The sequence below is a fragment of the Tropicimonas omnivorans genome (genome assembly GCF_031846565.1).
GTDB classification, from domain to species: Bacteria; Pseudomonadota; Alphaproteobacteria; order Rhodobacterales; family Rhodobacteraceae; genus Tropicimonas_B; species Tropicimonas_B omnivorans.
The window spans coordinates 877,984-902,479 of sequence record NZ_JAVRHL010000002.1; the positions used below are offsets into that span (position 1 = coordinate 877,984).

The 24,496-nt window shown below is 66.5% G+C and carries 21 protein-coding genes; 4 read left to right on the forward strand and 17 right to left on the reverse strand.

The features are described 5' to 3' along the window. Nucleotides 1-200: 200 nt before the first annotated feature. On the forward strand, nt 201-1,244 hold the full coding sequence (locus tag RM543_RS09525) for an Ldh family oxidoreductase (protein ID WP_311690923.1): 1,044 nt from the start codon (nt 201-203) through the stop codon (nt 1,242-1,244). A 228-nt stretch (nt 1,245-1,472) separates the two neighbouring features. After that, a complete protein-coding gene (gene katG, locus RM543_RS09530; protein WP_311690926.1) occupies nt 1,473-3,680 on the forward strand; it encodes a catalase/peroxidase HPI in 2,208 nt (735 codons plus the stop codon). A 1,587-nt stretch (nt 3,681-5,267) separates the two neighbouring features. Here the strand turns inward: katG and RM543_RS09535 are convergent. From RM543_RS09535 to RM543_RS09565, 7 genes are all read right to left on the reverse strand, one after another. Beyond that, nucleotides 5,268-6,986: an ABC transporter substrate-binding protein gene (locus RM543_RS09535; RefSeq protein WP_311690928.1), complete on the reverse strand. Its 1,719-nt coding sequence runs from the start codon at nt 6,984-6,986 to the stop codon at nt 5,268-5,270. Nucleotides 6,987-7,051: 65 nt separating this feature from the next. Further along, the gene (locus RM543_RS09540; RefSeq protein ID WP_311690930.1) at nt 7,052-7,477 is read right to left on the reverse strand and encodes a DUF2160 domain-containing protein; all 426 of its coding nucleotides are present in this window, start codon (nt 7,475-7,477) and stop codon (nt 7,052-7,054) included. Nucleotide 7,478: 1 nt separating this feature from the next. Then, nucleotides 7,479-7,709, reverse strand: coding sequence for a DUF1413 domain-containing protein (locus RM543_RS09545; protein ID WP_311690932.1), 231 nt, complete (start codon nt 7,707-7,709; stop codon nt 7,479-7,481). Then, nucleotides 7,709-8,602, reverse strand: coding sequence for a carbohydrate ABC transporter permease (locus RM543_RS09550; protein WP_311690934.1), 894 nt, complete (start codon nt 8,600-8,602; stop codon nt 7,709-7,711). Before RM543_RS09550 ends, RM543_RS09545 begins: the two co-directional genes overlap by 1 nt. Continuing rightward, on the reverse strand, nt 8,602-9,474 hold the full coding sequence (locus tag RM543_RS09555) for a carbohydrate ABC transporter permease (RefSeq protein ID WP_311691368.1): 873 nt from the start codon (nt 9,472-9,474) through the stop codon (nt 8,602-8,604). The genes RM543_RS09550 and RM543_RS09555 overlap by 1 nt, the downstream gene beginning before the upstream one ends. Further along, complete coding sequence (locus RM543_RS09560) at nt 9,471-10,577, reverse strand: ABC transporter ATP-binding protein (protein ID WP_311690936.1); 1,107 nt, start codon at nt 10,575-10,577, stop codon at nt 9,471-9,473. Before RM543_RS09560 ends, RM543_RS09555 begins: the two co-directional genes overlap by 4 nt. Next, a complete protein-coding gene (locus tag RM543_RS09565; protein ID WP_311690938.1) occupies nt 10,577-11,662 on the reverse strand; it encodes an ABC transporter ATP-binding protein in 1,086 nt (361 codons plus the stop codon). The genes RM543_RS09560 and RM543_RS09565 overlap by 1 nt, the downstream gene beginning before the upstream one ends. 340 nt (nt 11,663-12,002) lie before the next feature. On the opposite strand from RM543_RS09565, the gene RM543_RS09570 reads away from it, so the two are divergent. Continuing rightward, entirely contained in the window at nt 12,003-12,782 is a 780-nt protein-coding gene (locus RM543_RS09570; RefSeq protein WP_311690940.1) for a DeoR/GlpR family DNA-binding transcription regulator, read from the forward strand. 101 nt (nt 12,783-12,883) lie between these two features. Here the strand turns inward: RM543_RS09570 and RM543_RS09575 are convergent, their stop codons facing one another. Continuing rightward, entirely contained in the window at nt 12,884-14,263 is a 1,380-nt protein-coding gene (locus tag RM543_RS09575; protein ID WP_311690942.1) for an NAD-dependent succinate-semialdehyde dehydrogenase, read from the reverse strand. Nucleotides 14,264-14,442: 179 nt separating this feature from the next. On the opposite strand from RM543_RS09575, the gene RM543_RS09580 reads away from it, so the two are divergent. After that, nucleotides 14,443-14,904: a MarR family winged helix-turn-helix transcriptional regulator gene (locus RM543_RS09580; RefSeq protein ID WP_311690944.1), complete on the forward strand. Its 462-nt coding sequence runs from the start codon at nt 14,443-14,445 to the stop codon at nt 14,902-14,904. 33 nt (nt 14,905-14,937) lie between these two features. Here the strand turns inward: RM543_RS09580 and RM543_RS09585 are convergent, their stop codons facing one another. The 9 genes from RM543_RS09585 to ytfQ all read right to left on the reverse strand — a co-directional run bounded on the left by RM543_RS09585 (nt 14,938) and on the right by ytfQ (nt 24,327). Next, nucleotides 14,938-16,185: a TRAP transporter large permease gene (locus RM543_RS09585; protein WP_311690946.1), complete on the reverse strand. Its 1,248-nt coding sequence runs from the start codon at nt 16,183-16,185 to the stop codon at nt 14,938-14,940. Beyond that, nucleotides 16,182-16,679: a TRAP transporter small permease gene (locus RM543_RS09590; RefSeq protein ID WP_311690948.1), complete on the reverse strand. Its 498-nt coding sequence runs from the start codon at nt 16,677-16,679 to the stop codon at nt 16,182-16,184. The genes RM543_RS09585 and RM543_RS09590 overlap by 4 nt, the downstream gene beginning before the upstream one ends. Continuing rightward, nucleotides 16,679-17,692 carry a TRAP transporter substrate-binding protein gene (locus RM543_RS09595; RefSeq protein WP_311690950.1) on the reverse strand — a complete coding sequence of 338 codons (1,014 nt, stop codon included), beginning with the start codon at nt 17,690-17,692 and terminating at the stop codon, nt 16,679-16,681. The genes RM543_RS09590 and RM543_RS09595 overlap by 1 nt, the downstream gene beginning before the upstream one ends. 117 nt (nt 17,693-17,809) lie before the next feature. Next, on the reverse strand, nt 17,810-18,676 hold the full coding sequence (locus RM543_RS09600) for an SMP-30/gluconolactonase/LRE family protein (protein WP_311690952.1): 867 nt from the start codon (nt 18,674-18,676) through the stop codon (nt 17,810-17,812). A gap of 138 nt (nt 18,677-18,814) precedes the next feature. Continuing rightward, entirely contained in the window at nt 18,815-19,756 is a 942-nt protein-coding gene (locus tag RM543_RS09605) for a Gfo/Idh/MocA family protein (RefSeq protein ID WP_311690954.1), read from the reverse strand. 23 nt (nt 19,757-19,779) lie between these two features. Further along, nucleotides 19,780-20,745 carry a galactofuranose ABC transporter, permease protein YjfF gene (yjfF, locus tag RM543_RS09610; protein WP_311690956.1) on the reverse strand — a complete coding sequence of 322 codons (966 nt, stop codon included), beginning with the start codon at nt 20,743-20,745 and terminating at the stop codon, nt 19,780-19,782. Then, nucleotides 20,742-21,767, reverse strand: a complete 1,026-nt coding sequence (locus tag RM543_RS09615; RefSeq protein ID WP_311690958.1) for an ABC transporter permease — start codon at nt 21,765-21,767, stop codon at nt 20,742-20,744. The genes yjfF and RM543_RS09615 overlap by 4 nt, the downstream gene beginning before the upstream one ends. Further along, the gene (locus tag RM543_RS09620) at nt 21,764-23,296 is read right to left on the reverse strand and encodes a sugar ABC transporter ATP-binding protein (RefSeq protein ID WP_311690960.1); all 1,533 of its coding nucleotides are present in this window, start codon (nt 23,294-23,296) and stop codon (nt 21,764-21,766) included. Before RM543_RS09620 ends, RM543_RS09615 begins: the two co-directional genes overlap by 4 nt. Nucleotides 23,297-23,385: 89 nt before the next feature. Further along, entirely contained in the window at nt 23,386-24,327 is a 942-nt protein-coding gene (gene ytfQ / locus RM543_RS09625) for a galactofuranose ABC transporter, galactofuranose-binding protein YtfQ (protein WP_311690962.1), read from the reverse strand. Nucleotides 24,328-24,496: the final 169 nt, after the last annotated feature.

Sequence of the window (24,496 nt, forward strand, 5' to 3'; positions counted from 1 at the left end):
TCGCTCGTCATTCCGCCCCCTTCTTCCATGGAACGGGACGGTCTGTCCATCGGCGGGCGCGCCTGGACGCGCGGGGTGGAAGGCGGGCGGACAGGGACGGGCGGACGCGCCCGCACCGCCGTCGATCCCGGCCCGATATGTTCTCCCGAGGCGACATGGGTTAAACCGTTCATCGTCCAGATCGCGAGGGGGAGATGTCGATGGGGGACTCTGTGAGGGTCGGGATTGCAGCGCTGGAGGCACGGGTCCAGGGGATCCTGGAGATCTGCGGGGTCGCGCCGATGCCCGCAGGTGCCGTTGCGCGGGTCATCGTGGCGGGGGAGCGGGATGGCTGCGCCTCGCACGGCCTGCACCGGCTCGAACAATGCCTTCAGGTCCTGAAGGCGGGGCAGGTCGAGCCGGAGGCCGAGCCGCGCCTCGCCGCCGGCGAGGGGCCGATCCTCAGGGTCGATGCCGGTGGCGGCTTCGCGTCCGCCGCATGGGAACTGGCTCGCCCGGCCCTGATCGCGCGGTCGCGGGAGTTGGGTCTGGCGGCGCTCGCGATCACCGATTGCCTGCATTTCGCGGCGCTCTGGCCCGAGGTCGAGGATCTCGCGCGGGCCGGGCTCGCGTCGATCTCGATGTGTCCGAGCTATGCCACCGTGGCCCCGTTCGGCGGCACCGAACCGCTACTCGGAACCAACCCTTTCGCCTTCGGCTGGCCTCGGCCGGACGCCGATCCCTACGTCTTCGACTTCGCCACCAGCGTCGCCGCGCGCGGTGAGGTCGAACTGCATCGCAAGGCCGGTACGGAACTGCCCGAGGGCTGGGCCGTCGACGCCAAAGGCGCACCGACGAGAGAGCCGCAAGCCGCGCTCGATGGGGCGCTCCTGACCTTCGGGGCGCACAAGGGCACGGCGATCTCGGCGATGATCGAGCTATTGGCCGGCGCGATGCTGGGGGACAGGATGAGCGTCGAGGCGCGGGAGTTCGCCGGCGGCGCCGCGCTGCCGCCGCGCCATGGCGCGCTGATCCTCGCCTTCGATCCCGGCACCTTCGCCGCCGGCTCCGGCCGCGATCCGGGCCGGGAGGGGGAACGCCTGATCGAAGCGCTCGGCGGACAGACCGGCCGCCTGCCGTCACAGCGCCGCTACGCCGCCCGGAAGATCTCGGAGGCGGACGGCATCGCCTTGAGCGCGGAGCAGATGGCAACCCTGGATCGGCTCTCCGAAGGCGGTCTGGATGCCGTGAGGGAGCCGGGCTGATGCGCGCAGTCATAAGCGAAACTTGCAGATTGCATCAGGAAAAATAACTTAAACCGATGGGGTCCATCGGTTAGACGGTTGCGCAGAACGACGCTCGGACCGATCGGGACCGCGCCGGACACGTCGCCCCGTTCCGCGGCGCTCTCTCAAGGGGAGGCGGAAAGGGGCGCGCGACGGCCCCGGCCCCCGAGACCGCAGCCGACACGACGAAAGCCACGGGAGACCGACATGGACGGAAACGACGCACAAGGGGCGGGCGGATGCCCCGTCATCCATACGCCGAAACAGATGGGACGCGGCAATCGCGAATGGTGGCCCGAACAGCTTAACCTCAAGATCCTGCACCAGCAGTCCGACCTGTCCGATCCCATGGATCCGGATTTCGATTATGCCGAGGCCTTCAAGGCGCTCGACCTCGATGCGGTGAAGCAGGATCTCACCGCGCTGATGACGGATACCCAGCCCTGGTGGCCGGCCGACTGGGGTCATTACGGGCCCTTCATCATCCGCATGGCCTGGCATTCCGCCGGAACCTACCGCATCGGCGATGGTCGGGGCGGCGCGACGAGCGGCTCGCAGCGGTTCGCCCCGCTGAACTCCTGGCCGGACAATGCCAACCTCGACAAGGCCCGGCGCCTGCTCTGGCCGGTGAAGAAGAAGTACGGCCGGGCGATCTCCTGGGCGGATCTCATGATCCTCGCCGGTAACGTCGCGCTCGAAAGCATGGGCTTCAAGACGTTCGGATATTCGGGCGGACGCGCCGACGTCCACGAGCCGGGCGAGGACATCTACTGGGGCTCCGAGGAGGAATGGCTCGCCACCTCCGACAAGCCGAACAGCCGCTATTCCGAAGGCCGCGCGCTGGAGAACCCGCTGGCGGCGGTCCAGATGGGCCTGATCTACGTCAATCCCGAGGGGCCGGACGGCACGCCCGATCCGATGGCCTCCGCGCAGGACATCCGCGAGACGTTCGGCCGCATGGCGATGAACGACGAGGAAACCGTCGCGCTGATCGCCGGCGGGCATACCTTCGGCAAGACCCACGGCGCCGGCAGCCCCGATGATGTCGATTTCGAACCCGAGGGCGCGGACATCACCGAGCAGGGGTTCGGCTGGAAACACAAGCACGGGCTGCACGGCAACGACACCTTCACCTCCGGCCTCGAGGTGATCTGGTCCACGAAGCCCACCGAGTGGAGCAACGAGTACTTCCGCATCCTCTTCGAGTACGAGTGGGAACTGACCAAGAGCCCGGCCGGCGCGAACCAGTGGACGCCGAAGGGTGGTGAAGGGGAGGGGACCGTTCCCGATCCGCACGAGCCCGGCAAGACACGCACGCCGAACATGCTGACGACGGACCTCGCCCTGCGGGTCGATCCCGCCTACGAGCAGATCTCCCGCCGGTTCTACGAGAATCCCGAGGAGTTCGCCGATGCCTTCGCCCGCGCCTGGTTCAAGCTGACGCACCGGGACATGGGCCCCAAGGTCCGCTACATCGGCAAGGAGGTCCCGGACGAGGACCTGATCTGGCAGGACCCGCTGCCGAAGGCGGATTACGATCAGATCGACGCCTCCGACGTCGCGGCGCTGAAGGTGACCATTCTCGGCTCCGGCCTCTCGGTGGCGGACCTGGTCTACACCGCGTGGTCCTCTGCCTCCGTCTTCCGCGGCTCGGACCGTAGGGGCGGGGCGAACGGAGCCCGCATCCGGCTCGCGCCGCAGAAGGACTGGGAGGTCAATGAGCCGGCCCGGCTCAGCAAGGTTCTGGGCACCCTCGACGGCATCAAGTCGGACTTCGACGCAGCCAACGCGCCGAAGAAAGTGTCGCTGGCGGACCTCGTCGTCCTCGGCGGCAGCGCTGCGGTGGAGAAGGCGGCGAAGGACGCAGGTCACCCCATCGAGGTGCCCTTCGCGCCCGGCCGGACGGATGCCACCGAGGAGCAGACGGACGCCGCCTCCTTCGACGCGATGGAGCCGCATGCAGATGCCTTCCGCAACTACGTCCACGCGCAGATCACCGTCCCCACCGAGAAGATCATGGTGGACCGGGCGCAGCTCCTGACCCTGACGGCGCCCGAGATGACCGTCCTCGTCGGTGGCCTGCGCGTCCTCGGCGCGACCTACGGGGACCAGCCCCATGGGGTCTTCACCGCCCGCAAGGGTCAGCTCACCAACGACTTCTTCGTCAATCTGCTCGACATGGACGTTGCATGGAAGAAGTCCGAGGAGAACGAGCACGTCTACGAGGGCCGGGACCGCGCGAGCGATGAGCTGAAGTGGACCGCGAGCCGCGTCGACCTCGTCTTCGGCTCCAATTCGCAGCTCCGGAGCCTGTCGGAAGTCTATGCCGCCGACGACGCCGGCGAGAAGTTCGCCCGCGATTTCGTCGCCGCCTGGACCAAGGTCATGAACGCCGATCGCTTCGACCTGACGTAACGGTCCCGCCTCTGTGAGAGGCGCCATGACTTGAGATAGCCCGGGGCGATGCAGGTCGCCCCGGGCTTTTTCGCCCGGGGGGTGAGGACGGTGCCGGCGCATCGGCTTGCCGCTTCGGGATCGACATGTCCCGAAGGTGTCGGGCCTTGGCCTCCCGTAGCACCGTGATGGCTGTCGAAGGTCAAGCGAGAGGGAATCGAAGCCAGGGTCTTCCGGGTCGCGACAGCTTGCCGTGGCAAGCTATCCCGACCCAACCGCCGAGCACTTCCGACCCAGACCGGACCTAGGGCGCGGGACAGCCGGAATGTCAGCGATGCGGGACTTAGTGAGCTTTCGCTGCGGTTGCGCCAATGGCCGCTTTAGTGAGCAGAGCCGGTCAAAAACGGTCCTTATCGCCGGTGACACAAACGCATGAGCTTTGTCACGTCACGCGCTTGCGGTGAAGACCTAGATAGAGCTTGGCTTGACGGGTGCTGCGAAACAAACTGACGACAGGTTTCATCTGGACCAGCGACGATCCGCGGACATGTCTGCTATCCCGCCTGCCGATAAATCGGTCCGCCATCGTCGCAATCTATCGCAACGATGCGATTGTCACGGCCGAGGTATAGCCGCAGGACGTTGTCAGCGACAATTCTCTCGGGTGGTGCAGAGCCGAACGGAACCCGCGACCACCGCCGGGGTAGGACGCTACGATCAAAGGTCGCGAATTCCTGACCGAGAAGTTGAACATAATTTTCGGCATTGCACGACTGGCGCGTGCTGCCGTTCGGGTCAAGAGAGCGCCGCAGCTGTCGCTCGCAGGAGGCGGTCGTCAGGACGATAGCACCACAGAAAGCAACGCTCAGCAGGCCAAAGCGACAGATATTATTCATCCAGAACTTCCTTTCGAGGATTGACTAATGTGACGCCGACAACATGCCCAGGGCGCCTTACAAATCGCACCGACGAAAGCCGCCATTCAATATAGAAAACCAAGGGTCCACAGCAAGCCACGCGCCAAATCTCGGCCAGCGCGATTCAAGCCACCCGTCACTCAAAGCTCTGTCCAGACTTTCGTCGCGAACTTAACGAACAACGATAGCGGAAACAAACCTCCTCCCAGAACCATCCGTCCTAAATCGGACGTTTCTGCCCTCCCTAGGGGTGCTTGCGTCTACCGAAGGTTAGCCGGGACATAACCCCAATTTAAACCCATATGGTTCTGGCACGTTTTTGGGCTGCTCGCGAGAGCGGCCGTTCGCTGCAGCCCGTCGAATGAGGAGGAAGGGGCTCGAAGCCGACCTTCGCTGCGTGGGGCAAGGACGACAGCTCTTCCTTTGCACATGCGATCTGGGTCAGCGACCTGACAGTAAAGGCACTTTTGTCTGGCACCTGACAATGGCGGGGCAGGGGATTGCGGTGGCGTCCGCGTTGTCCTCTCCGGCACCCATGGTGCGGCCCGCGGCAGTGTGGAGGCGGCCCGGGTCGACCAGGTCCCGGACGCAGCGACTGGGCACATCCGGCGCCGCATGAAAAAAACACCCCCGCGATCTCTCGCGGGGGTGCTCTTGTCTCGGCTGATCCCCGAAGGCGGGGAGCCGGGGGTTACTGCCAGGAGGCGACCAGATCGTCGTAGGGGATGGTCTGGGGCTCCTCGTCCTCGTTTTCGAGCGCGGGCTTGGGGGCGCCGGGCTGCTCGAGCCAGTAATCGGCCGTTTCGGGCTCGTTGAGCGCGGGGCCGAGGTCCCCCTGAACGCCGGCGCGCTCAAGGCGCTCCATCACGTCCTCCATGTCGGAGCAGAGCGTGTCGAGGGCTTCCTGCGAGGTCTTGGCGCCGGACATGGCGTCACCGATGTTCTGCCACCACAGCTGCGCCAGCTTGGGGTAGTCGGGAACGTTCGTGCCGGTGGGGGACCAGCGCACGCGGTCGGGCGAGCGGTAGAACTCGACGAGACCGCCGAGGTTCGGCGCACGCTCGGTGAAGTGCTCCGAGTTGATCGTGCTGTCCCGGATGAAGGTCAGACCCACGTCGGCCTTCTTCACGTCGACCGTCTTGGAGGTGACGAACTGCGCGTAGAGCCAGGAGGCCTTGGCGCGGTCGTCGGGCGTCGAGTCGAGGATCGTCCAGGAGCCCACGTCCTGATAGCCGACCTTCATGCCCTCTTCCCAGTAGACGCCGTGGGGCGAGGGGGCGAGGCGCCATTTCGGCGTGCCATCCTCGTTCATCACCGCCGGGCTGTCGACGAGCGGAGCGACGAAGGTGGTGTAGAGGAACATCTGCTGAGCGATGTTGCCCTGTCCCGGGACCGGGCCGGCCTCGGAGAAGGTCATGCCGGCGGCGGCGGGCGGCGAGTAGTCCTGAAGCCACTGGATCGCCTTGTCGACGGCGTAGACGGCGGCGGGCGAGTTGGTTGCGCCGCCGCGATCCATGCAGGCGCCGACGGGCTGGGAGTTCTCGTTCACCCGGATGCCCCATTCGTCCACCGGCAGGCCGTTCGGCTCGCCCGTGTCGCCCATGCCGGCCATCGACATCCATGCATCGGTGTAGCGCCAGCCGAGGGAGGGGTCCTTCTTGCCGTAATCCATGTTGCCATAGATCTCGTCGTCGATCCCCATGTGGCTTAGGTCGCGCCCGGTGAAGAACTCCGCGATGTCCTCATAGGCCGCCCAGTTGACCGGAACGCCGAGCTCGTAGCCGTATTCCTCCTGGAAATCCGTCTTGTTCTTCTCGTCGTTGAACCAGTCGTAGCGGAACCAGTAGAGGTTCGCGAACTGCTGATCCGGAAGCTGGTAGAGGTTGCCGTCCGGCCCGGTGGTGAACTCGGTGCCGATGAAGTCGTCGAGATCGAGGGTGGGCGAGGTCACGTCCGCGCCGGTCCCGGCCATCCATTCGGTGAGGTTGCGCGCTTGGCCGTAGCGCCAGTGGGTGCCGATCAGGTCGCTGTCGTTGACGAACGCATCGTAGACGTTCTGACCGGACTGCATCTGCACCTGCAGACGCTCGACCACGTCGCCCTCGCCGATCAGGTCGTGCGTGACGTTGATCCCCGTGATCGCGGAGAAGGCCGGAGCCAGCACCTGGGCTTCGTATTCATGCGTCGTGATGGTCTCGGAGACGACGTTGATGTCCATCCCCTGGAACTGTTCCGCGGCGTCGATGAACCACTGCATCTCCGCTTCCTGCTCCTCGCGGGACAGGGTGGTGACGCCGTCGATTTCGGTGTCGAGGAATTCCATCGCCGCGTCCATGTCGGCGAAGGCCGGGGCCGAGAGCAGCCCCAGCGCCGCCGCAAGCGCGGTGGTCGATCTGAGTGAGACGTTCATGTTGGTCCTCCCTGGGTGAACGTGTGGTGAGCGTTAGTCTTGGCCTTGGTTTTGGGTTCGCCCTTTCAGACGAACCGGAATATGCCTGCCGCAACGACAAGACATACGATCAGCGCGATCCACTGGGGGCCAAAGGCCAGTCCCAGCCACGCGAGATTGATGAAGCCCGATGCGAGAAGGGCGATGAAGAGCCTGTCTCCCCGCGTGGTCTCGATGCCGAGCATTCCGCGTCGGGGCGTCTCGGGGTAGCGGATGGCGAGGATGGAGAGCGTCACCAGCACCCCCGCCACCAGCCAGAAGAAGAGCGCCGTCGGCAGGACCCATGCCATCCAGCCACCGGGGGCCAGACTGTCGGTCCAGGCGATGGCGCTGTTCTCGCCGCTCGCGCCCATGGCGACGACGAGGATGAAGATGCCGGCCGCGAGCCATGGCAGGACGAGCCCTGCGAAGAGGCCCTTGTGGCCGCGGGAGACGGGGGACGTGGCGGCCATGTCAGCTGTCCTTCTTGCGATAGATGCGGCCGCCGCCGGCCTTCGTCCCGGTATCCTCGATGTCCGGGACATCGCCGCGACGCACGAGACGGAGGAAGGCATTGCCCTTGGCGACCTTCTGCCCGATCGGCAGCGCGTCCCAGCCGTCGCCGTAGAGGTCGGGAAGGTGAAACTCGCCCGCGGGCTGATCCTTTGCCTTGCGGGCAAGGGTCTCGATCTCCTCGCCGGTCATCACACCCTCCCCAGGGCGAAGCCCTTGGCGATGTAGTTGCGCACGAAGTAGATCACGAGTGCGCCCGGGATGATCGTCAGGACGCCGGCCGCGGCGAGGACACCCCAGTCGATGCCGGCTGCGCCGACGGTCCGGGTCATCGTGGCTGCGATCGGCTTGGCGTTCACGCTCGTCAGGGTGCGCGACAGGAGCAGCTCCACCCAGGAGAACATGAAGCAGAAGAACGCCGCGACGCCGATCCCGGAGGAGATGAGCGGCATGAAGATCTTCACGAAGAACCGCCCGAAGGAGAAGCCGTCGATATAGGCCGTCTCGTCGATTTCCTTGGGCACGCCGCGCATGAAGCCTTCGAGAATCCAGACCGCGAGCGGCACGTTGAAGAGGCAGTGCGCCAGCGCCACGGCGATATGCGTGTCGAAAAGACCGACCGAGGAATAGAGCTGGAAGAAGGGCAGGGCAAAAACCGCCGGCGGCGCCATCCGGTTCGTCAGCAGCCAGAAGAACAGGTGCTTGTCCCCGAGAAAATTGTAGCGGGAGAAGGCATAGGCCGCGGGAAGCGCCACGGTGATCGAGATGACCGTGTTCATCACCACGTAGATCAGCGAGTTCACGTAGCCCATGTACCAGGATGGATCGGTGAGGATCGTCTCGTAATTGGCCAGCGTCAGGTTCTGCGGCACGAGGGAGAAGCTGCCGAGGATCTCGGCATTGGTCTTCAAACTCATGTTGAGCAGCCAGTAGATCGGCACCAGCAGGAACAGAAGATAGAGTGTCATGACCACGGCGGAGCCGCTGAAGCGGGAGCCGCGCCTGAGCTTGGTGTTCGCGTCCTCGGGGGAAAGATCGCCCGGCAGATGGGCGGCGCCGGGCGCGGCTGCGGTCTCGTCGCTCATCACGCGCCTCCTTCTTTGTCGGCATTGGTCATGACGATGTAGAACACGTAGGAAATCACCATGATCACGAGGAAATACATGAGCGAGAAGGCGGCTGCGGGGCCGAGGTCGAACTGCCCGAGCGCCATCTTCACGAGGTCGATGGACAGGAACGTCGTCGCGTTGCCCGGCCCGCCGCCCGTGAGCACGAACGGCTCGGTGTAGATCTTGAAGCTGTCCATGAAGCGCAGGAGGATGGCGATGGTCAGAACCCCCTTCATCTTCGGCAGCTCGATGTAGCGAAAGACGGCCCAGCGACTGGCCTGATCGATCTTGGCGGCCTGGTAATAGGCGTTCGGGATCGATTGCAGCCCGGCATAGGCCAGAAGCGCGACGAGCGAGGTCCAGTGCCAGACATCCATGACGATGACGGTCGCCCACGCGGCGTAGAAACCTTGCGTGTAGTTGTAGTCGACCCCCAGCGCATCGAGCGTGTAGCCGAGAAGGCCGATATCCACGCGGCCGAAGATCTGCCAGATCGTGCCCACCACGTTCCATGGGATGAGGAGCGGCAGGGACATCAGGACGAGGCAGAAGGACGCCCAGAAGCCTTTCTTCGGCATGTTGAGCGCGATGAAGATGCCGAGCGGCACCTCGATGGCGAGGATGATGCCGGAGAAGACGATCTGCCGGCCGAGCGCGTTCCACATCCGCTCCGAATGGATCATGTCCTCGAACCAGGCGAGCCCGGCCCAGAAGAACTGGTTGTTCCCGAACGTGTCCTGCACCGAGTAGTTGACCACGGTCATGAGCGGGATCACCGCCGAGAACGCGACGAGGATCAGCACGGGCAGGACGAGGAGCCAGGCTTTCTGATTGTCCGTCTTCATCAGGCGGCCTCCCTGCCTGCGCCGAGCGGCGCTTCGCCGCCCTCTGGCACCACGCGCCATTCGTTCTCGTAGACGTTCACGCCGCCGGGGGCGAAGACGATGTGCGTGCCGCCGTCCGGGACGGGGGCGCCTTCGCCGACGATTGCGGCGACCTGCGTTCCGCCGGCATCGAGCCGGACGATCTTGTGCCGCCCGACATCCTCGACGCGGGTGACGCGGGCAGGAATGCCGGTCTGACCCAGGCGGATGTATTCGGGACGCACACCGATCTTCGTCGCGCCGGGTCCGGGCCTGTAGCCTTCGCCCAGATCGATCTCGGCGCCGCCGATCCCGGCCGTCCGGCCCTGAACCTCGGCGTCGAAGAGGTTCATGCCCGGCGAGCCGATGAAGTACCCGACGAAGGTGTGCGCTGGCCGCTCGAAGAGCTCGTCCGGCGTTCCGATCTGCACCACCCGCCCGTCATACATCACGACCACCTTGTCGGCGAAGGTCAGCGCCTCGGTCTGGTCGTGGGTGACGTAGATCATGGTATGGCCGAACTCGTGGTGCAGCTTCTTCAGCTGCGTGCGCAGCTCCCACTTCATGTGGGGGTCGATTACCGTCAGGGGCTCGTCGAACAGCAGGGCGTTGACGTCGTCCCGCACCATCCCGCGACCGAGGCTGATCTTCTGCTTGGCATCCGCGGTCAGGCCGGCGGCGCGGCGATCGAGCACGTCCGTCATGTCGATCATGCGGCCGATGCGCTCCACCCGCGCGTTGATCTCGGAGGCTGCAAGCCCCCGGTTCTTGAGGGGAAAGGCGAGGTTCTCGCGCATGGTCATCGTGTCGTAGACCACCGGGAACTGGAACACCTGGGCGATGTTGCGATCCGCGGTCGACAGGTGTGTCACGTCCTTGCCGTCGAAAAGCACCCGGCCGTGCGAGGGGATGAGCAGGCCCGAAATGATGTTCAGAAGCGTGGACTTGCCGCAGCCGGAGGGGCCGAGAAGCGCGTAGGCCTCGCCGTCCGTCCAGTCGTGGTTCAGCTCCTGAAGCGCGAAGTCTTCGGGCGATGTCGGTGTTTCGAGGTAGGAATGGGCGAGGCCTTGGAGGGTGATCTTGGCCATTACGCGGCCTCCGCATAGGGCGCGGGCTGTACGAGACGGCCGCTCTCGCCGAAGAGATAGACATGGCGCGGATGCAGGTGGACGCGCAGCGGCTGGTCCGGCTCGAGATGCCGGACGCCGTGGACGAGGCCGACCCAGCGCTGTCCCTCGTGGTCGAGATGGACGAAGGTTTCGGACCCCGTGATCTCGGTCACGATCAGCGTCGTGTCGAAGGTCAGCGTGTCCTCCCCGCCCTCGAGGCTCAAGTGGTTGGGCCGGAACCCCACCTTGTATGTGCCGTCCGCCAGATCGCCGCCGAGGGCCGCGGCCGGAACCTCCGCCCCCTTGCCGAACCGGAGCATGGCGCCCCGCTTCTCGACATCGACGAAGTTCATCGGGGGGTCCGAGAAGACCCGCGCCGTCGTCGCATCCACGGGGCGGCGATAGACCGACGGGGTGGGCCCGAACTGCGTCACGCGGCCTTCCCAGAGCGTCGCGCAATGCCCGCCGAGGAGCAGCGCTTCCTCGGGTTCGGTCGTGGCGTAAACGAAAATGGAGCCGGAGCGCTCGAAGATCTTCGGAATTTCCGCCCTCAGCTCCTCGCGCAGCTTGTAGTCGAGGTTCGCCAGCGGCTCGTCGAGCAGGACGAGGCCCGCATTCTTCACGAGCGCCCGCGCCAGGGCGCAGCGCTGCTGCTGCCCGCCCGACAACTCCAGCGGCTTGCGGTCTATCTGGGGCGTGAGCTGCATCAGCTCCGCGGCCTCCCGCACCCGGCGGTCGATCTCGCTCTTGTCCAGCTTCAGAAGGCGCAAGGGGGAGGCGATGTTGTCGTAGACGCTCATCGACGGGTAGTTGATGAATTGCTGGTACACCATCGCCACCTTGCGATCCTGTACCCTCTGGCCCGTCACATCCTCATCTTTCCAGAGGATGCGGCCCGTCGTCGGCTGATCCAGCCCCGCCATGAGGCGCATCAGGGATGTCTTGCCGGACGAGGTCGGGCCGAGGAGCACGTTCATCGTTCCGGGATTGAGGGTAAGGTCCGTCTTGTGGATGTGCGTCGCCCCGCCGACGACCTTGGAGACGTTCTCGAGCGTCAGGCTCATATGGCCCTCCAGAATGCGGCCGCATGCAGCGAGAGATGGCGCCGCAGGGGCGCGCCCTTGCCGCCGAGGGCGGCCGGATTTGATATGAGCTCCTCCCGAACGGTCATCGGCCCTCCCAAGCCTCACGGTCCCGTCAACGCTAGCGGGGCGCTCTCGATGTGGCAAGTTTTAACTTTCGCCAATGTTCGTTTTACGCCGCGACACTCAGAATATGGTCGCGTCAACGTTCGTAAATGTGCGTTTATGGCGTATTTTCAGGGCGAGATTGATTTTTATGTCTTCTGCCGGGCGTCCGGGGACGTATAACCGTCTCGCGCGTCCCGAACCGGTGAACCCATCGATGTCCCAGACGATCCGACACCCCGAGATTCTCGAAATTGCCCGCCGCGACGGGAAGGTGACAGTCGACGCGCTCGCGCAGCATTTCGGCGTGACCTTCCAGACCATCCGGCGGGATCTGGCGGACCTCGCCGAGACCGGACGGCTGGAGCGGGTGCATGGCGGAGCGGTCCTGCCGTCGGGCGTCACCAATATCGGGTACGAGGACCGCCGCGGCCTGCATGCCGGCGCCAAGGGCGCGATCGCCGCTGCCTGCGCCGCAGCGATCCCGAACGACTGCTCCGTGTTCCTGAGCATCGGCACGAGCACGGAGGCGGTGGCCTCCCGGATGCTCGCGCACCGCAATATTCTCGCCGTGACGAACAACATCAACGTCGCCGCACTCCTCGAGAAGAACCCCGATTGCCAGATCGTCGTGGCGGGCGGAACGCTGCGGCGTTCGGATGGCGGGCTGGTCGGAGATCTCACAACGCGGACCATCCGGCATTTCAAGTTCGACGTTGCCGTCATCGGCTGCTCCGCCCTCGACGACGAGGGGGACGTCCTCGATTTCGACATGCAGGAGGTCGGTGTGACCCGCACCATCATCGACCAGGCGCGGCGCATCCTGCTTGTCGCCGATCATTCGAAGTTCCTGCGCAAGGCACCCGTCCGCGTCGCGACGCTGGCGGACCTCGATGCGTTCTTCACCGACCGCGCGTTGCCGGAGGCGTTCCTCCGCCGCTGCGCGGACCATTCCGTCGACGTGCATGTCGCGGGTGAGGAGACGGTCCTGGACTGACAGCAGGACCGGCAAAACGGCAAACGGCCCGGCCGCATCAGCACGCCGGGCCGCTTTATACAGGCAGGGGCAGGGAGAGGCCGCCGGCCTCTCCAACCCCGTTACTGCCCGGTGATGTAGACCGACTTGGTGTTGACGAATTCCTTCATGCCGAAGCCGCCGTGCTCCCGGCCGTAGCCCGAGTTCTTGACGCCGCCGAAGGGCATGTTGGGAATGGCGATGTTGTAGCCGTTGATCGAGACCATGCCGGTGTCGAAGTGCTTGCTCGCAAGCTCCCGCGCGCGGCCCTCGTCCTTGCAGAAGATGCCGCCGCCGAGACCGTAGCGGCTGTCGTTGGCGATGCGCATCGCGTCCTCGTCATCCTTCGCCTTGATGACGGAGGCGACAGGGCCGAAGAGTTCGTCGTCATAGGCCGGCTGGCCAGGTGCGACGTCCACCAGCACCGTGGCGGGGTAATAGGCGCCCATCCGGTCCGGAACCTTGCCGCCGCAGAGCGCCCGCGCACCTTTCTCGATGCTGTCGTCCACCTGCTTTGCCAGCTCGTCGCGCAGCTCGGTGCGGGACATCGGGCCGAGCCCGGTCTTCTCGTCGAACGGATCGCCCATCTCGATGGCGCTCATCTGCTGGGTGAAGCGCTCGACGAAGGCGTCGTAATGCTTCTCGGTCACGACGAAGCGCTTGGCGTTCACGCAGGTCTGGCCGTTGTTGTAGATCCGTCCCATGACGCAAGTCTTCACGGCGAGGTCGAGGTCGGCGTCGTCGAGGACGATGTAGGCATCGTTCGAGCCAAGCTCGAGAACGGACTTCTTGAGCTGCTCCGCGGCCTTCTGGCCGACGGCCCGGCCGGCGCCGTCGCTGCCGGTGAGGGTCACACCGCGGACGAGGTCGTTTTCGATGACCTTGTCGGACTGGTCATGGTCGATGATCAGGACGGTGAAGAGGTTCTTCGGCAGGCCCGCGCGCTCCATCACGTCGCGGAGGAAAAGGCCGCTGCCGGTGCAGCTCTCGGCGTGCTTCAGCAGGATGCCGTTGCCCGCCATGAGGTTGGCGATGGCATAACGCACGACCTGGTAGCAGGGAAAGTTCCACGGCTGGATGCCGTAGATCACGCCGATCGGCGACTGGGTGACGACGCCTGTGCCGCCGGGGATCTCGCGCTCCTCGTCGGCCAGTTCCTTCGGCCCGTTCGCCGCGGTGAACTCGCAGATCTGCGCGCAGAGGTCGATTTCCTGCTTGCTGTCGCCGATCCGCTTGCCGACCTCGCGGGACATCAGCTCCGCGAACGCGTCCTTGCTGGCCTTCAGCTCCTTGCCGATCGCGCGGATGATCTCGGCGCGGTCGTCGTGGCTCTTCAGCCTCCAGGACAGGAACGCTTCGTGGCAGGCCTCCACCGCGGCCTTGGCCGTGGCGTCCGTCATGTAGTCGTAGGTCTCGAGGACCTCTTCGGTGGCGGGATTGATCGTCTTGATCTGGTCGCCCATGTCGCGCCTCGTCGTATATGGAATGTCGGATAGGCAACGCGGGGCGCGGGAAATGTTTCCTTGTGCGGGACCCAATTGCGTGCAATTCATTTCGCGACGCTGCGTCGTTCCGGCGATGCGGCCGCGCCGATCTCCGGCATCGGCGGCAGGAGCGACCCGGGGGGGAGAGGCGGCGCGCGATGACCGAGAAGAGCACGGACGACCTGGCGCTCGGGCAACAGATCTGCTTCCCCGTCTACGCCGCGTCCAACATGCTGACGCGGCTCTACCGGCCGGCTCTCGGCCCGCTCGGGCTGACCTATCCCCAGTACCTCGTGATGCTGGTCCTCTGGGAAGAGGCGCCGCAAAGCGTGTCTTCCCTCGGCGCCCGGCTCCATCTCGACAGCGGCACCCTCACGCCGCTCCTGAAGCGTCTGGAAACCGCGGGCTACGTTGCGCGCGCGCGGGATGCCGAGGACGAGCGGAGGGTGAAGGTCTCCCTGACGGAGGCCGGCGCCGCCCTGCGCGCGCGTGCCGAGCCAATCCCGCGGAAGCTCGCCGGCGATCTGGGCCTCAGCGAAGCGGAGTTCGAGGCGTTGCGCCGAAGCGTGTGGTCACTGGTGAAGGCGCTGGAGACGCCGAGGGGCGCCGGCATCCCCTGAAGCCGGGCGCGCCCGCAGGCGGACCCTGCGCCCTCAGAGCACCAGCGGCAGGTACGTCACCATGATCAGCACCCCGATCAGCACGGCAAGATAGGGCAGGACCGCCTTCGCGATCCGCTCCAGCCCGATATTCGTGACCGAGGCCGCCACGTAGAGATTGATCGCCACCGGCGGCGTGATCATTCCGATCGACAATCCCACCACCATGATGATTCCGAAATGGATCGTGTCGATGCCGAGCTGCATCACCAGCGGCAGCAGGATCGGGGTCAGGATGATGAGCGCCGAGGCGGTCTCGATGAAAATGCCCGTGACGAGAACCACGACGAGGATCATCGCAAGGACGACCATCGGCTCCTGGCTGAGCGAGAGAACGCCCGATGCGATGCTCGCTGGCACCTGCCAGTTGGAGAGCGCCCAGCTCAGGGCCGCCGAGGCCGCGATGACGAACATCACCACCGCCGTCGTCACGCCGGAGCGGATCACGATGCGGTAGATGTCCCGCAAGGTGAGGTCCCGGTAGATGAAGAGCGACACGAGGATCGCGTAGTCGACGGCGACCACGGCCGCCTCGCTCGGCGTGAAGATCCCGGAGAAGATGCCGCCGAGGATGATCACGGGCGTCATCAGGCCCCAGAACGCGGAGACGAAGCTGCGTGCGATGGTCCGGAGCGAGAAGGCGCTGCCGCTGGGATAGGCGCGGCGATAGCCCTGCCAGAGCGCGATTGCCATCAGGCCGAGCCCCATGGCCACACCCGGCAGGAAGCCGCTCAGGAACAGCTCCGCCACGGATTCCTGCGCGATGACCGCGTAGAGGATCATCGGGACCGAGGGCGGAATGACGACGCCGATCGTGCCGCCGGCGGCGATGAGGCTGGCGGCGGAGGCCGCGTCGTAGCCCTTCGCCTTCAGCTCGGGCACCAGCGTCGCGCTGACGGCGGCGGTCGTCGCGGCGCCGGACCCAGAGATCGCGGCGAAGAACATAGCCGCGAGGATGGAGACGATGGAGAGCCCGCCCTTCAGGAAGCCGATCAGAGCGTCGGCAAGCTGGACGAGACGGGTACTGATCTTGCCCGCCGCCATGATGTCCCCGGCGAGGATGAACATCGGCACGGCAACGAGAGCGAAGCTGTTGACGCCGGAGAACATCTGCTGCGGCACGACGAGGAGCGGCGTGCCGCTGGCCCAGATCGCGGCAAGGGTGCCGGCGCCGATGGCGATGGCGACCGGAACGCCGATGACCATGAGGACGGCGAAGATCCCGAACAGAACGAGGCTCATGCGGGGTCCTTCGGGCCCGTGTCCCGTCCCGATGCGGTCGCCGCGAGATCGGCGAGGCAGAGGGCGGCCATGAGCGCGCCGCTGATCGGGATCACGGCATAGACGTAGATCATCGGCAATTGCATGGAGGCGGAGCGCTGGAAGGACTGCATGGACATGTAGGTCCAGCCGATCCACGTCAGCGCAATGAGAAAGGCCGTCATGGCGACGAGACCCGCGAGCACGGCGCCGCGGCGAAGCCCGGCGGGCAACCGGTCGGTCACGATCGTCACGGCGATATGGCGCTTCTCGGCGAGGGCGAGCGTGGCGCCGAGGAAGGTCAGCCAGACGAGCAGGAAGCGCGCGACCTCCTCCGTCCAGCTGACCGCCGTGAAGAGGACCCGCGAGACGATCTGGAGCGTGATCACGGCCGCGAGGGCCGCCATCCCGGCGAAGACCACCGGGCGCAGCACGGCGGCGAGACCGCGCTCCAGAGAGCTCGCGAGCCGCTCCATCAGTTCGCCGTGGTCTGCGCCTGGATGCGCTCCAGAAGCTCGCCGAACTTCTCGCCGTACTCGTCGTAGACCGGCTGGATCTGGGCCTTGAACGCATCGAGGTCGGGATCGAGGTCGATCTCCATGCCGCGCTCGCGCAGCTCGTCGAGCTGCTGGGCTTCCATCTCGGCATTGACCTCGCGCTCGTGCGCGGAGGCCTCGCGCGCGGCTTCGACGAGGACGTCATGCGCCTCTTCCGGGACCTTGTTCCAGGCCGGCTGGCCCATCACGAAGATGGCAGGGGCGTAGCTGTGCCGCGTCATCGTCATGTAGCTCTGCGTCTCGTCCAGCTTGAAGCTGTGCACGACGTTGACCGGGTTTTCCTGCCCGTCGATCGTGCTTTGCTGCATCGCCGTCAGGGCTTCGGTCCAAGCCATGGGAATGGCGTTGGCGCCGAGCTCGCGGAAAGTGTCGATGTAGACCGGGTTCTCCATGACGCGGATGCGCAGGCCGCCCATGTCGTCGGGGCTCGCCACCGGACGGACGGAGTTGGTCAGGTTGCGGAAGCCGCGCTCGGCATAGGCCAGCCCCTTGAGGTTCACGGTCTCGAGGCGGTCGAGCAGCTCCTGCCCGATCTCGCCGTCGAGCACCTCGTAGGCGTCCTCGTTGGAGGGGAACAGGAACGGCAGTTCGAACACCGCCATTTCGGGCAGGAAGTTCGAGACCGGGCCGTTGGTGATCACGCCCATGTCGATGCTGCCGATCTGCATGCCTTCGAGAAGCGTGCGCTCGTCGCCCAGCGTGGCGTTCGGGAAGATCTCGACCTCGATCTTGCCGCCGGTCCGCTCGGAGACCAGTTCGGCGAAGCGCTCGGCGGCGACGTGGAAGCCGTCCTGCTCGTTGACCACGTGGGCCAGACGCAGGGAGACGGGCTCCATGTCGGCGAAATCCTCGGGAGCCGCGCTGGCGGCGGAGCCGATCAGACCGGCAAGGGCGGCGACCGACGCGGTCGCAAGGAATGAACGTCGCAGCATCGGAAAATCTCCTCCTCAAGTGCTGGACGAGCAATGTCCATTCTGCGCCGGAGCGTCAACCATACGGAAGGACGATCGGGGCGAGGGGGCGGCGCCCCGCGGCTTCGGGCGCGGCCCTCAGTCCACCCGCACCCGGTATTCCCGGCGTCCCGTCCCCGCTCCGCGGAGGGCGAAGGTCAATCCCTCCCCCGGCCGCTCGGTCAGGGTCTCTTCGGACAGCCCGATCGCGGCGGTGGTGCAGTAGAGCGTCGAAAGGTCATCGCCCCCGAACGCGGGGCAGGAGGGTTGGGTTGCTGGCACGCTGACCGCCGTCTCCGGCCTTCCCTCCGCGGTGAAGACCCCGATCCGGGAGGCGCCCCAATGGGACACGAAAAGACGCCCCTCGCGGTCGGTGATGGCCCCGTCGGGGAAGCTGCCGGAGGCGCGTTCGTCTATGAAGATCTCGGGCTCCCCCATTGGCCAGCCCTCGTCGTCCAGCTCCCAGCGAAAGATGCAGGAGGTCGGGGTATCGGCGAAATAGGCGAACTGGGCGTCGGGACTGAAACAGATGGCATTGGGGATGGTGATGCCGGGGCGAAGGCAGGTCAGTTCCCCCTTGTAATAGCGGTATATCGCGCCGGCGCCGTCCGCCTTGTCGATGCCCATCGTTCCGACCCAGAAGCCCCCCCACGGATCGGCGCGGCCGTCATTGGAGCGGGTCGCGACGTTCTCGGCCTCGAGCGGACAGACGCGCTCCCGCGCGTTGCTGTCCAGATCGAGGAGGGTCAGATCGGTCTGCGTCGCGACGATCACCGAAGCGCGGTCCACCCAGCCGAGGCAGGACACGAACCGGTCGAAGGACCAGTCCTGCAGCGCTCCGTCCTGTCGTCCAAGGACGCGGCGAGAAAGGATGTCGCACCACAGGAGTTGCTCCCGCTCGGGGTGCCAGAGCGGACCCTCTCCGAGAAGACAGCGGGTCGTGTCGTGAATGTCCGCCGCGCTCATGTGCATATATCCGCGAGGCGCCGGTTCAGGGGGGCGCCGACGCGGAAGGGGGCGTCGGTCCCGGTCCGGCTCCCGCCGATGCAGCGGCGTCCTGAAAGGTCGGTCATTCGAAGCTCCGTGTGGGGGTCGGTGTCCCGATCAGTCGTGAAAGGCGGCGCCCGCCACCCGGCGCCCGAGCATGAACGCGTCGGCGACATGGATCAACGGGGCTGCATCCGTATCCGAGTGACGCCCGGCGATCAGCTCGTCGAACCGGGCGTAGAGGGCGGGATACTCGCCTAGCGTGCCGGCTTCCTGCTCCGCGCCATCGATGAAGAGACGCGAGCCACCCTCGGTCAGGCGCAAGGGTCCGGCATCCGTCTCCACCTCGATCTGCCAGATGTCGTCCCCCTCCTGGCGCCAGTCGAACCCTGCTGTCGCCTCCACATCGTCCCCGCCCGTGAAGGTCAGATCGGCGGCGATCGGCGTGTCGCGGTTCTCCGGGAAGGTGAGCGTCGCGGCGGTCAGGTGCAGCAGGCCCGGACAGATCTCGGTCAGGATCGACAGCGCGTTGATGCCGGGATCGAAGACGCCGAGCCCGCCCGCCTCCCAGATCCACTCCTGGCCGGGATGCCACTTCCGGACGTCCTCCTTCCAGTCGATCCGGATGCGCCGGACCCTCTTGTCCGCGAGCCATGCCTTCGCCGGCGCCACGCCACCGGCCATGCGCGAGTGCCAGGAGGCGAAGAGGGTGACGCCGGCGCCGTCGGCCATCTGCCGCAGGCGCAGCACCTCGGCGATCGTCGCGCCGGGCGGCTTCTCGAGCATCACGTGCTTGCCCGCGGCGATCGCGGCGCGCGCGGCTGCGAACCGGGGGACGGGAGGCATGCAGAGCGACACGGCAGGGATGTCCGGCCGCGCGTCCAGAAGGGCCTCCAGCGTCGCGTGGGTCTCGATGCCCTCGATGCCGCCGGAGCGGCTGACGCAGGCGGCGAGGGCGAAGGCGTCCGATCCGGCAAGGGCAGGGACATGCTGGTCCCGGGCGATCTTGCCGATGCCAACGAGGGCGACGGGCAGGGGGCGGGGCAGGGAGGAGGACATGGTTTCTCCGTCAGAAGCAGGGATCACGCCCGCAGCGCGGTGACCCGAAGGAGGCCGCGCTGGAGCAGGATGAACAGAAGCAGCAGCACGCCGATGACGATCTTGGCCCACCAGCTCGACAGCGAGCCGTCGAACACGATGTAGGTCTGGATGAGGCCCATGGTCAGGACCCCGAAGAGCGTCCCAACCATGTAGCCTGCACCGCCAGTCAGGAGCGTGCCGCCGATCACGACCGCGGCGATGGCGGTGAGCTCGGCGCCCACCGTCGCGAGGGGGTAGCCGGAGCCGGTATAGATCGAGAAGACGATGCCGGAGAGGCCCGCCATGAACCCCGAGAACGCATAAATCCCGACCGTCACCCGGCCCACGCGCACGCCCATCAGCCGGGCCGTCTGCTCTCCGCCTCCGATGGCGAAGACGGACGCGCCGAAGCGGGTGCGATGCGCGACGAGGGCCCCCGCCGCCACCGACAGCAGCATCACGATGCCGATGAAGGTCAGTCGCCCCTTGCCCGGCATCAGCCAGTAGGCGTCCTTCAGCGCGTCGTAGAACGGATCGGCGATCGGCACGGAGTCGATGGTCAGCATGTAGGAGGCGCCGCGTGCGAGGAACATCCCCGCCAGCGTGACGATGAACGGCGGCATGGCGAGGCCGTGGATGATCCCGCCCATCGCGGCGCCGAAGGCCGTCGTGATCGACAGAAGCAGGGCGAAGACGATCAGCGGATGCAGCCCCGTCTCGCGCAGGACGACGGCGATGAAGACGCCCGAGAAGGCGATCACCGAGCCGACGGACAGGTCGATCCCGCCCGACAGGATGACGAGTGTCATGCCGACCGCGACGATCCCGAGATAGGCGTTGTCCGTCAGCAGGTTCCCGGCGACGCGGGTGGAGAGCATGTAGGGAAACTGCAACCAGCAGACGATATAAGCGGCGACGAAGATGCCGATCGTCGCAAGGAGCGGGTAGAGGCGGGGATTGAGGCTCATCGCGGTGCGCTCCCTTCGGCCGGGGCCGGTTCGCGAAGGCGCTGCGCGCGCCGGCGCAGAAGGAACCAGTGCCGGGCCATGTTCGGCGATTGCACGACGAGGACGGTCAGCACCAGCCCGGCCTTGATGACGAGGTTGTACTCGGACGGGAAGCCCGAGAGCAGGATGCCGGTGTCGATGGTCTGGATGATCATCGCGCCGAGGACGGAGGCGGCGATGGAGAACCGCCCTCCGAGGAGCGAGTTGCCGCCGATCACCACTGCGAGGATCGCGTCGAGCTCCAGCCAGAGCCCGGCATTGTTGGCGTCCGCGCCGCGGATGTCCGCCGTCGCGATGATCCCGGCGAGCGCGGCGCAGAGGCCGGAGGCCATGTAGACCGCGATCAGGAGCACCTTCGCGTTGATCCCGGCGAGGGCCGAGGCGGAGCGGTTGATGCCGATGGCCTCGACCAGCAGCCCCAGCGCCGTCCGCCGCATGAGCGCCGCGAAGGCGATCGCCGTCAGCACCCAGATGAAGATCGGGACGGGCACGGCGGCGAGGCTGCCGGAGCCGAGCCAGGAGAAGGCCGGATCGTTGAAGGTCAGGATCCGTCCCTCGGTGATGAGCTGCGCGATGCCGCGGCCGGAGGTCATCAGGATCAGCGTCGCGACGATCGGCTGGATGCCGATGATCGCGACGAGACAGCCGTTCCAGAGCCCGCAGACGAGGCCGGTCGCGAGCGCCAGAAGGATTGCGGGCCCGACGCCCCAGCCCGACGCGATGGCCCAGGCGCCCGCCGCGCCGGTGATCGCCATGACCGTGCCGACGGAGAGATCGATGCCGCGCGTCGCGATGACCAGGGTCATGCCGACGGCGAGGAGCGCCACAGGCGCGCCGCGCTTCAGCACGTCCACCACCGGTCCGGAGAGGCGCCCGCCCTGGTAGTCGATGGCCAGGAACTGCGGAAAGAACACGGACGTCAGCGCCATGAGGATCGCGAGGGTGACGATCTGGGGCAGGACCCGCCTGAACGCACGTTTCATCGGGTGGCCTCCATGGGGTTCGCGGGCTCGGCGGACCCGCCGGCGATGGCGCGCACGATTTCGTCGGCGGCGACCTCGGATCCGGTCAGCTCCCGCACGTGGCGACGGTCGCGCAGGACGATGATGCGGTCCGAGGCGGCGACGAGCTCGTCGAACTCGGAGGAGATCACCAGCACGGACATGCCCGCCTCCGTCAGCTCGCGGATCAGGCGCAGGATCTCGGCATGAGCGCCGACATCGATGCCACGCGTCGGCTCGTCGAGGATCAGGAAACGAGGGTTCATCGCCAGCCAGCGGGCCAGGACGACCTTCTGCTGGTTGCCGCCCGACAGATCGCCGATGGCCTTCTCGGCGTCGGAGGTGCGGATGTCGAGCCGTTCGATATAGTCCTGCGCCAGCCGGTTCTGTTCGGCGCGCGGAATGGGCCGCGTCCAGCCTCTGCGGGCCTGCAGGGCGAGGATGATGTTCTCGCGCACGGACAGATCGGCGATGATGCCGTCCGTCTTGCGGTCCTCGGGGGCGAAGCCGAAGCCCGACCGGATCGCCTCGCGCGGGGTGCCGTGAGCGACGGCCCCCTCCGCGTCGCGGGCGGACCCGGTCGCGGCGCTGCGTACGCCGAAGAGGAGTTCCGCGCTTTCGGTGCGGCCGGAGCCGAGAAGCCCCGCAAGGCCGATCACCTCGCCCTCGCGCACCGAAAGATCGAACGGCTCCACGAGGCCTGGACGCCCGATATTTTCAAAGTGCAGGATCTCGGCCCGGCGGGCCGTCGGATCGTCGGAGCCCTTCGCCGCGCCCTCTACGGTAGCGTCCTCGAGGTCCCGGCCGAGCATGTGCTCGATGAGCTGGAGGCGGTTCAGCTCGGCCACGCGCTCCGTGGTGATCTTCCGGCCGTTGCGGAGCACCGTCAGCCGGTCGCAGATCTCGAACACCTGATCGAGAAAGTGGGACACGAAAACGATGCCGAGGCCCTTGTCCCTCAGGCCCCGCACCACGTCGAACAGCATCCGCACCTCGGCGGCATCGAGGCTCGCGGTCGGCTCATCCAGGATCAGGACCTTGCCGGACAGCGCCACGGCCCGGGCGATGGCGACGACCTGCTGCACCGCGACGGAATAGAAGCCGAGATCCCGCGACACGTCGATCTCGAGGCCGTAGCCCCGGAGCATCTCCTCGGCCATGCGGGTCTGCGCGCGCCCGTCGATCATGCCGAAGCGGCGCGGCTCGCGGCCGAAGGTCAGGTTCTGCGCGACGGTCAGGTTCGGCAGGAGGTTCACCTCCTGGTAGACCGTGCCGATGCCGAGTTCCTGCGCCTGCGAGGTGGAATCGGGCGAGATCTGCGCGCCGTCCAGCCATATCTCGCCGGCGTCCCGGCGATAGGCGCCGGTCAGGCATTTGATCAGGGTGGACTTGCCGGCACCGTTCTCGCCGAGAAGCGCGTGCACCTCACCGGCCTCCAGATCGAAATCGACCGCATCCAGCGCCTTCGTACCCGGAAAGGATTTCGACAGGGATCGGATGGACAGCAGCATCGCAACGGGTCCTCGCAAGCGAAGAAAGGGGGAGAAGGGAGGGAAGGCGCGGGCCGCCGGATCGGCCGCCCGCGCCCAAGGATCGCGGCTTAGTAGCCGAGGTCCTTGCGGGCCTCGTACTCGGCCATCGGATCGTCGTCCTGCGTGTAGAGCGCGGAGTCCGTCTGGATGAACTTCTCGGGCTCGGTGCCGCTCTCCCAGTAGGCTTCGAGGGCGTCGAAGGCGGGGCCGGCCATGTTCGGGGTCAGCTCCACGGTCGCGTTCGCATCGCCGCCCGCGATGGCCTGGAAGATGTCCGGCACCGCGTCGATGGACACGATGAGGATGTCCTCGCCGGGGTCCATACCCGCCTCGTTGATCGCCTGGATCGCGCCGAGCGCCATGTCGTCGTTATGGGCGTAGAGCGCGCAGATCTCGTTGCCGCTCTCGGCCTGGAGGAAGCTTTCCATGACCTCCTTGCCGCCGGTCCGGGTGAAATCTCCGGTCTGGCTGCGTACGATCTCGAGGTTGTCGTGGCCCTCGATCGCGTTGCGGAACCCGGTGGCACGGTCGATGGCGGGGGAGGACCCCGTGGTGCCCTCGAGCTCGACGATGCGGCACTCCTCGTCGCCCACCTCGTCCACCAGCCACTGGCCCGCGACTTCGCCTTCGTGGACGAGATCGGAGCCGACGGCGGTCAGGTAGAGGTCGTCCGAGCTGTCAACGCGGCGGTCGAGCAGGACGACCGGGATCTCAGCCTCGGCGGCTTCCTCGAGGACGCTGTCCCAACCGGTCGCGACGACCGGGGCGAGCAGGATCGCGTCCACCCCTTGCGCGACGAAGGACCGGATGGCGGCGATCTGGTTTTCCTGGCGCTGCTGCGCGTCGGAGAAGCGCAGATCGATCCCGCGCTCTTCGGCCTGCTGGCGCGTCAGGGTGGTTTCGGCAGCGCGCCAGCCGGATTCGGAACCGATCTGCGAGAAGCCCACGGTCTGGGCCTGCGCCGAAACGGCTCCGAGGATGATGGCGGTCGTGGTCAACAATGTCTTCATTGGTCTCTCTCCCTTTAAGTGTCATGGGCGCGGTGGGCGGCCCATATGAGCCGTTCGCGCGGTTCGGCGTCTCTCTCCCCCGGCCACCCGGGGGGCCTCCTGCCACGGCGCGCCGGACGCTCTGGGGCCCGGACGCGCCGTCTCGCTCCCGCGGCACGGATGCCGCGGA

Excerpts from the sequence above, each read along its gene's own strand:
- RM543_RS09525 (WP_311690923.1), top strand. The coding sequence starts at position 201 with ATGGGGGACTCTGTGAGGGTCGGGATTGCAGCGCTGGAGGCACGGGTC.
- katG (WP_311690926.1), top strand. The coding sequence starts at position 1,473 with ATGGACGGAAACGACGCACAAGGGGCGGGCGGATGCCCCGTCATCCAT.
- RM543_RS09535 (WP_311690928.1), bottom strand. The coding sequence starts at position 6,986 with ATGAACGTCTCACTCAGATCGACCACCGCGCTTGCGGCGGCGCTGGGG.
- RM543_RS09540 (WP_311690930.1), bottom strand. The coding sequence starts at position 7,477 with ATGGCCGCCACGTCCCCCGTCTCCCGCGGCCACAAGGGCCTCTTCGCA.
- RM543_RS09545 (WP_311690932.1), bottom strand. The coding sequence starts at position 7,709 with ATGACCGGCGAGGAGATCGAGACCCTTGCCCGCAAGGCAAAGGATCAG.
- RM543_RS09550 (WP_311690934.1), bottom strand. The coding sequence starts at position 8,602 with ATGAGCGACGAGACCGCAGCCGCGCCCGGCGCCGCCCATCTGCCGGGC.
- RM543_RS09560 (WP_311690936.1), bottom strand. The coding sequence starts at position 10,577 with ATGGCCAAGATCACCCTCCAAGGCCTCGCCCATTCCTACCTCGAAACA.
- RM543_RS09565 (WP_311690938.1), bottom strand. The coding sequence starts at position 11,662 with ATGAGCCTGACGCTCGAGAACGTCTCCAAGGTCGTCGGCGGGGCGACG.
- RM543_RS09570 (WP_311690940.1), top strand. The coding sequence starts at position 12,003 with ATGTCCCAGACGATCCGACACCCCGAGATTCTCGAAATTGCCCGCCGC.
- RM543_RS09575 (WP_311690942.1), bottom strand. The coding sequence starts at position 14,263 with ATGGGCGACCAGATCAAGACGATCAATCCCGCCACCGAAGAGGTCCTC.
- RM543_RS09580 (WP_311690944.1), top strand. The coding sequence starts at position 14,443 with ATGACCGAGAAGAGCACGGACGACCTGGCGCTCGGGCAACAGATCTGC.
- RM543_RS09585 (WP_311690946.1), bottom strand. The coding sequence starts at position 16,185 with ATGAGCCTCGTTCTGTTCGGGATCTTCGCCGTCCTCATGGTCATCGGC.
- RM543_RS09590 (WP_311690948.1), bottom strand. The coding sequence starts at position 16,679 with ATGGAGCGGCTCGCGAGCTCTCTGGAGCGCGGTCTCGCCGCCGTGCTG.
- RM543_RS09595 (WP_311690950.1), bottom strand. The coding sequence starts at position 17,692 with ATGCTGCGACGTTCATTCCTTGCGACCGCGTCGGTCGCCGCCCTTGCC.
- RM543_RS09600 (WP_311690952.1), bottom strand. The coding sequence starts at position 18,676 with ATGAGCGCGGCGGACATTCACGACACGACCCGCTGTCTTCTCGGAGAG.
- RM543_RS09605 (WP_311690954.1), bottom strand. The coding sequence starts at position 19,756 with ATGTCCTCCTCCCTGCCCCGCCCCCTGCCCGTCGCCCTCGTTGGCATC.
- yjfF (WP_311690956.1), bottom strand. The coding sequence starts at position 20,745 with ATGAGCCTCAATCCCCGCCTCTACCCGCTCCTTGCGACGATCGGCATC.
- RM543_RS09615 (WP_311690958.1), bottom strand. The coding sequence starts at position 21,767 with ATGAAACGTGCGTTCAGGCGGGTCCTGCCCCAGATCGTCACCCTCGCG.
- RM543_RS09620 (WP_311690960.1), bottom strand. The coding sequence starts at position 23,296 with ATGCTGCTGTCCATCCGATCCCTGTCGAAATCCTTTCCGGGTACGAAG.
- ytfQ (WP_311690962.1), bottom strand. The coding sequence starts at position 24,327 with ATGAAGACATTGTTGACCACGACCGCCATCATCCTCGGAGCCGTTTCG.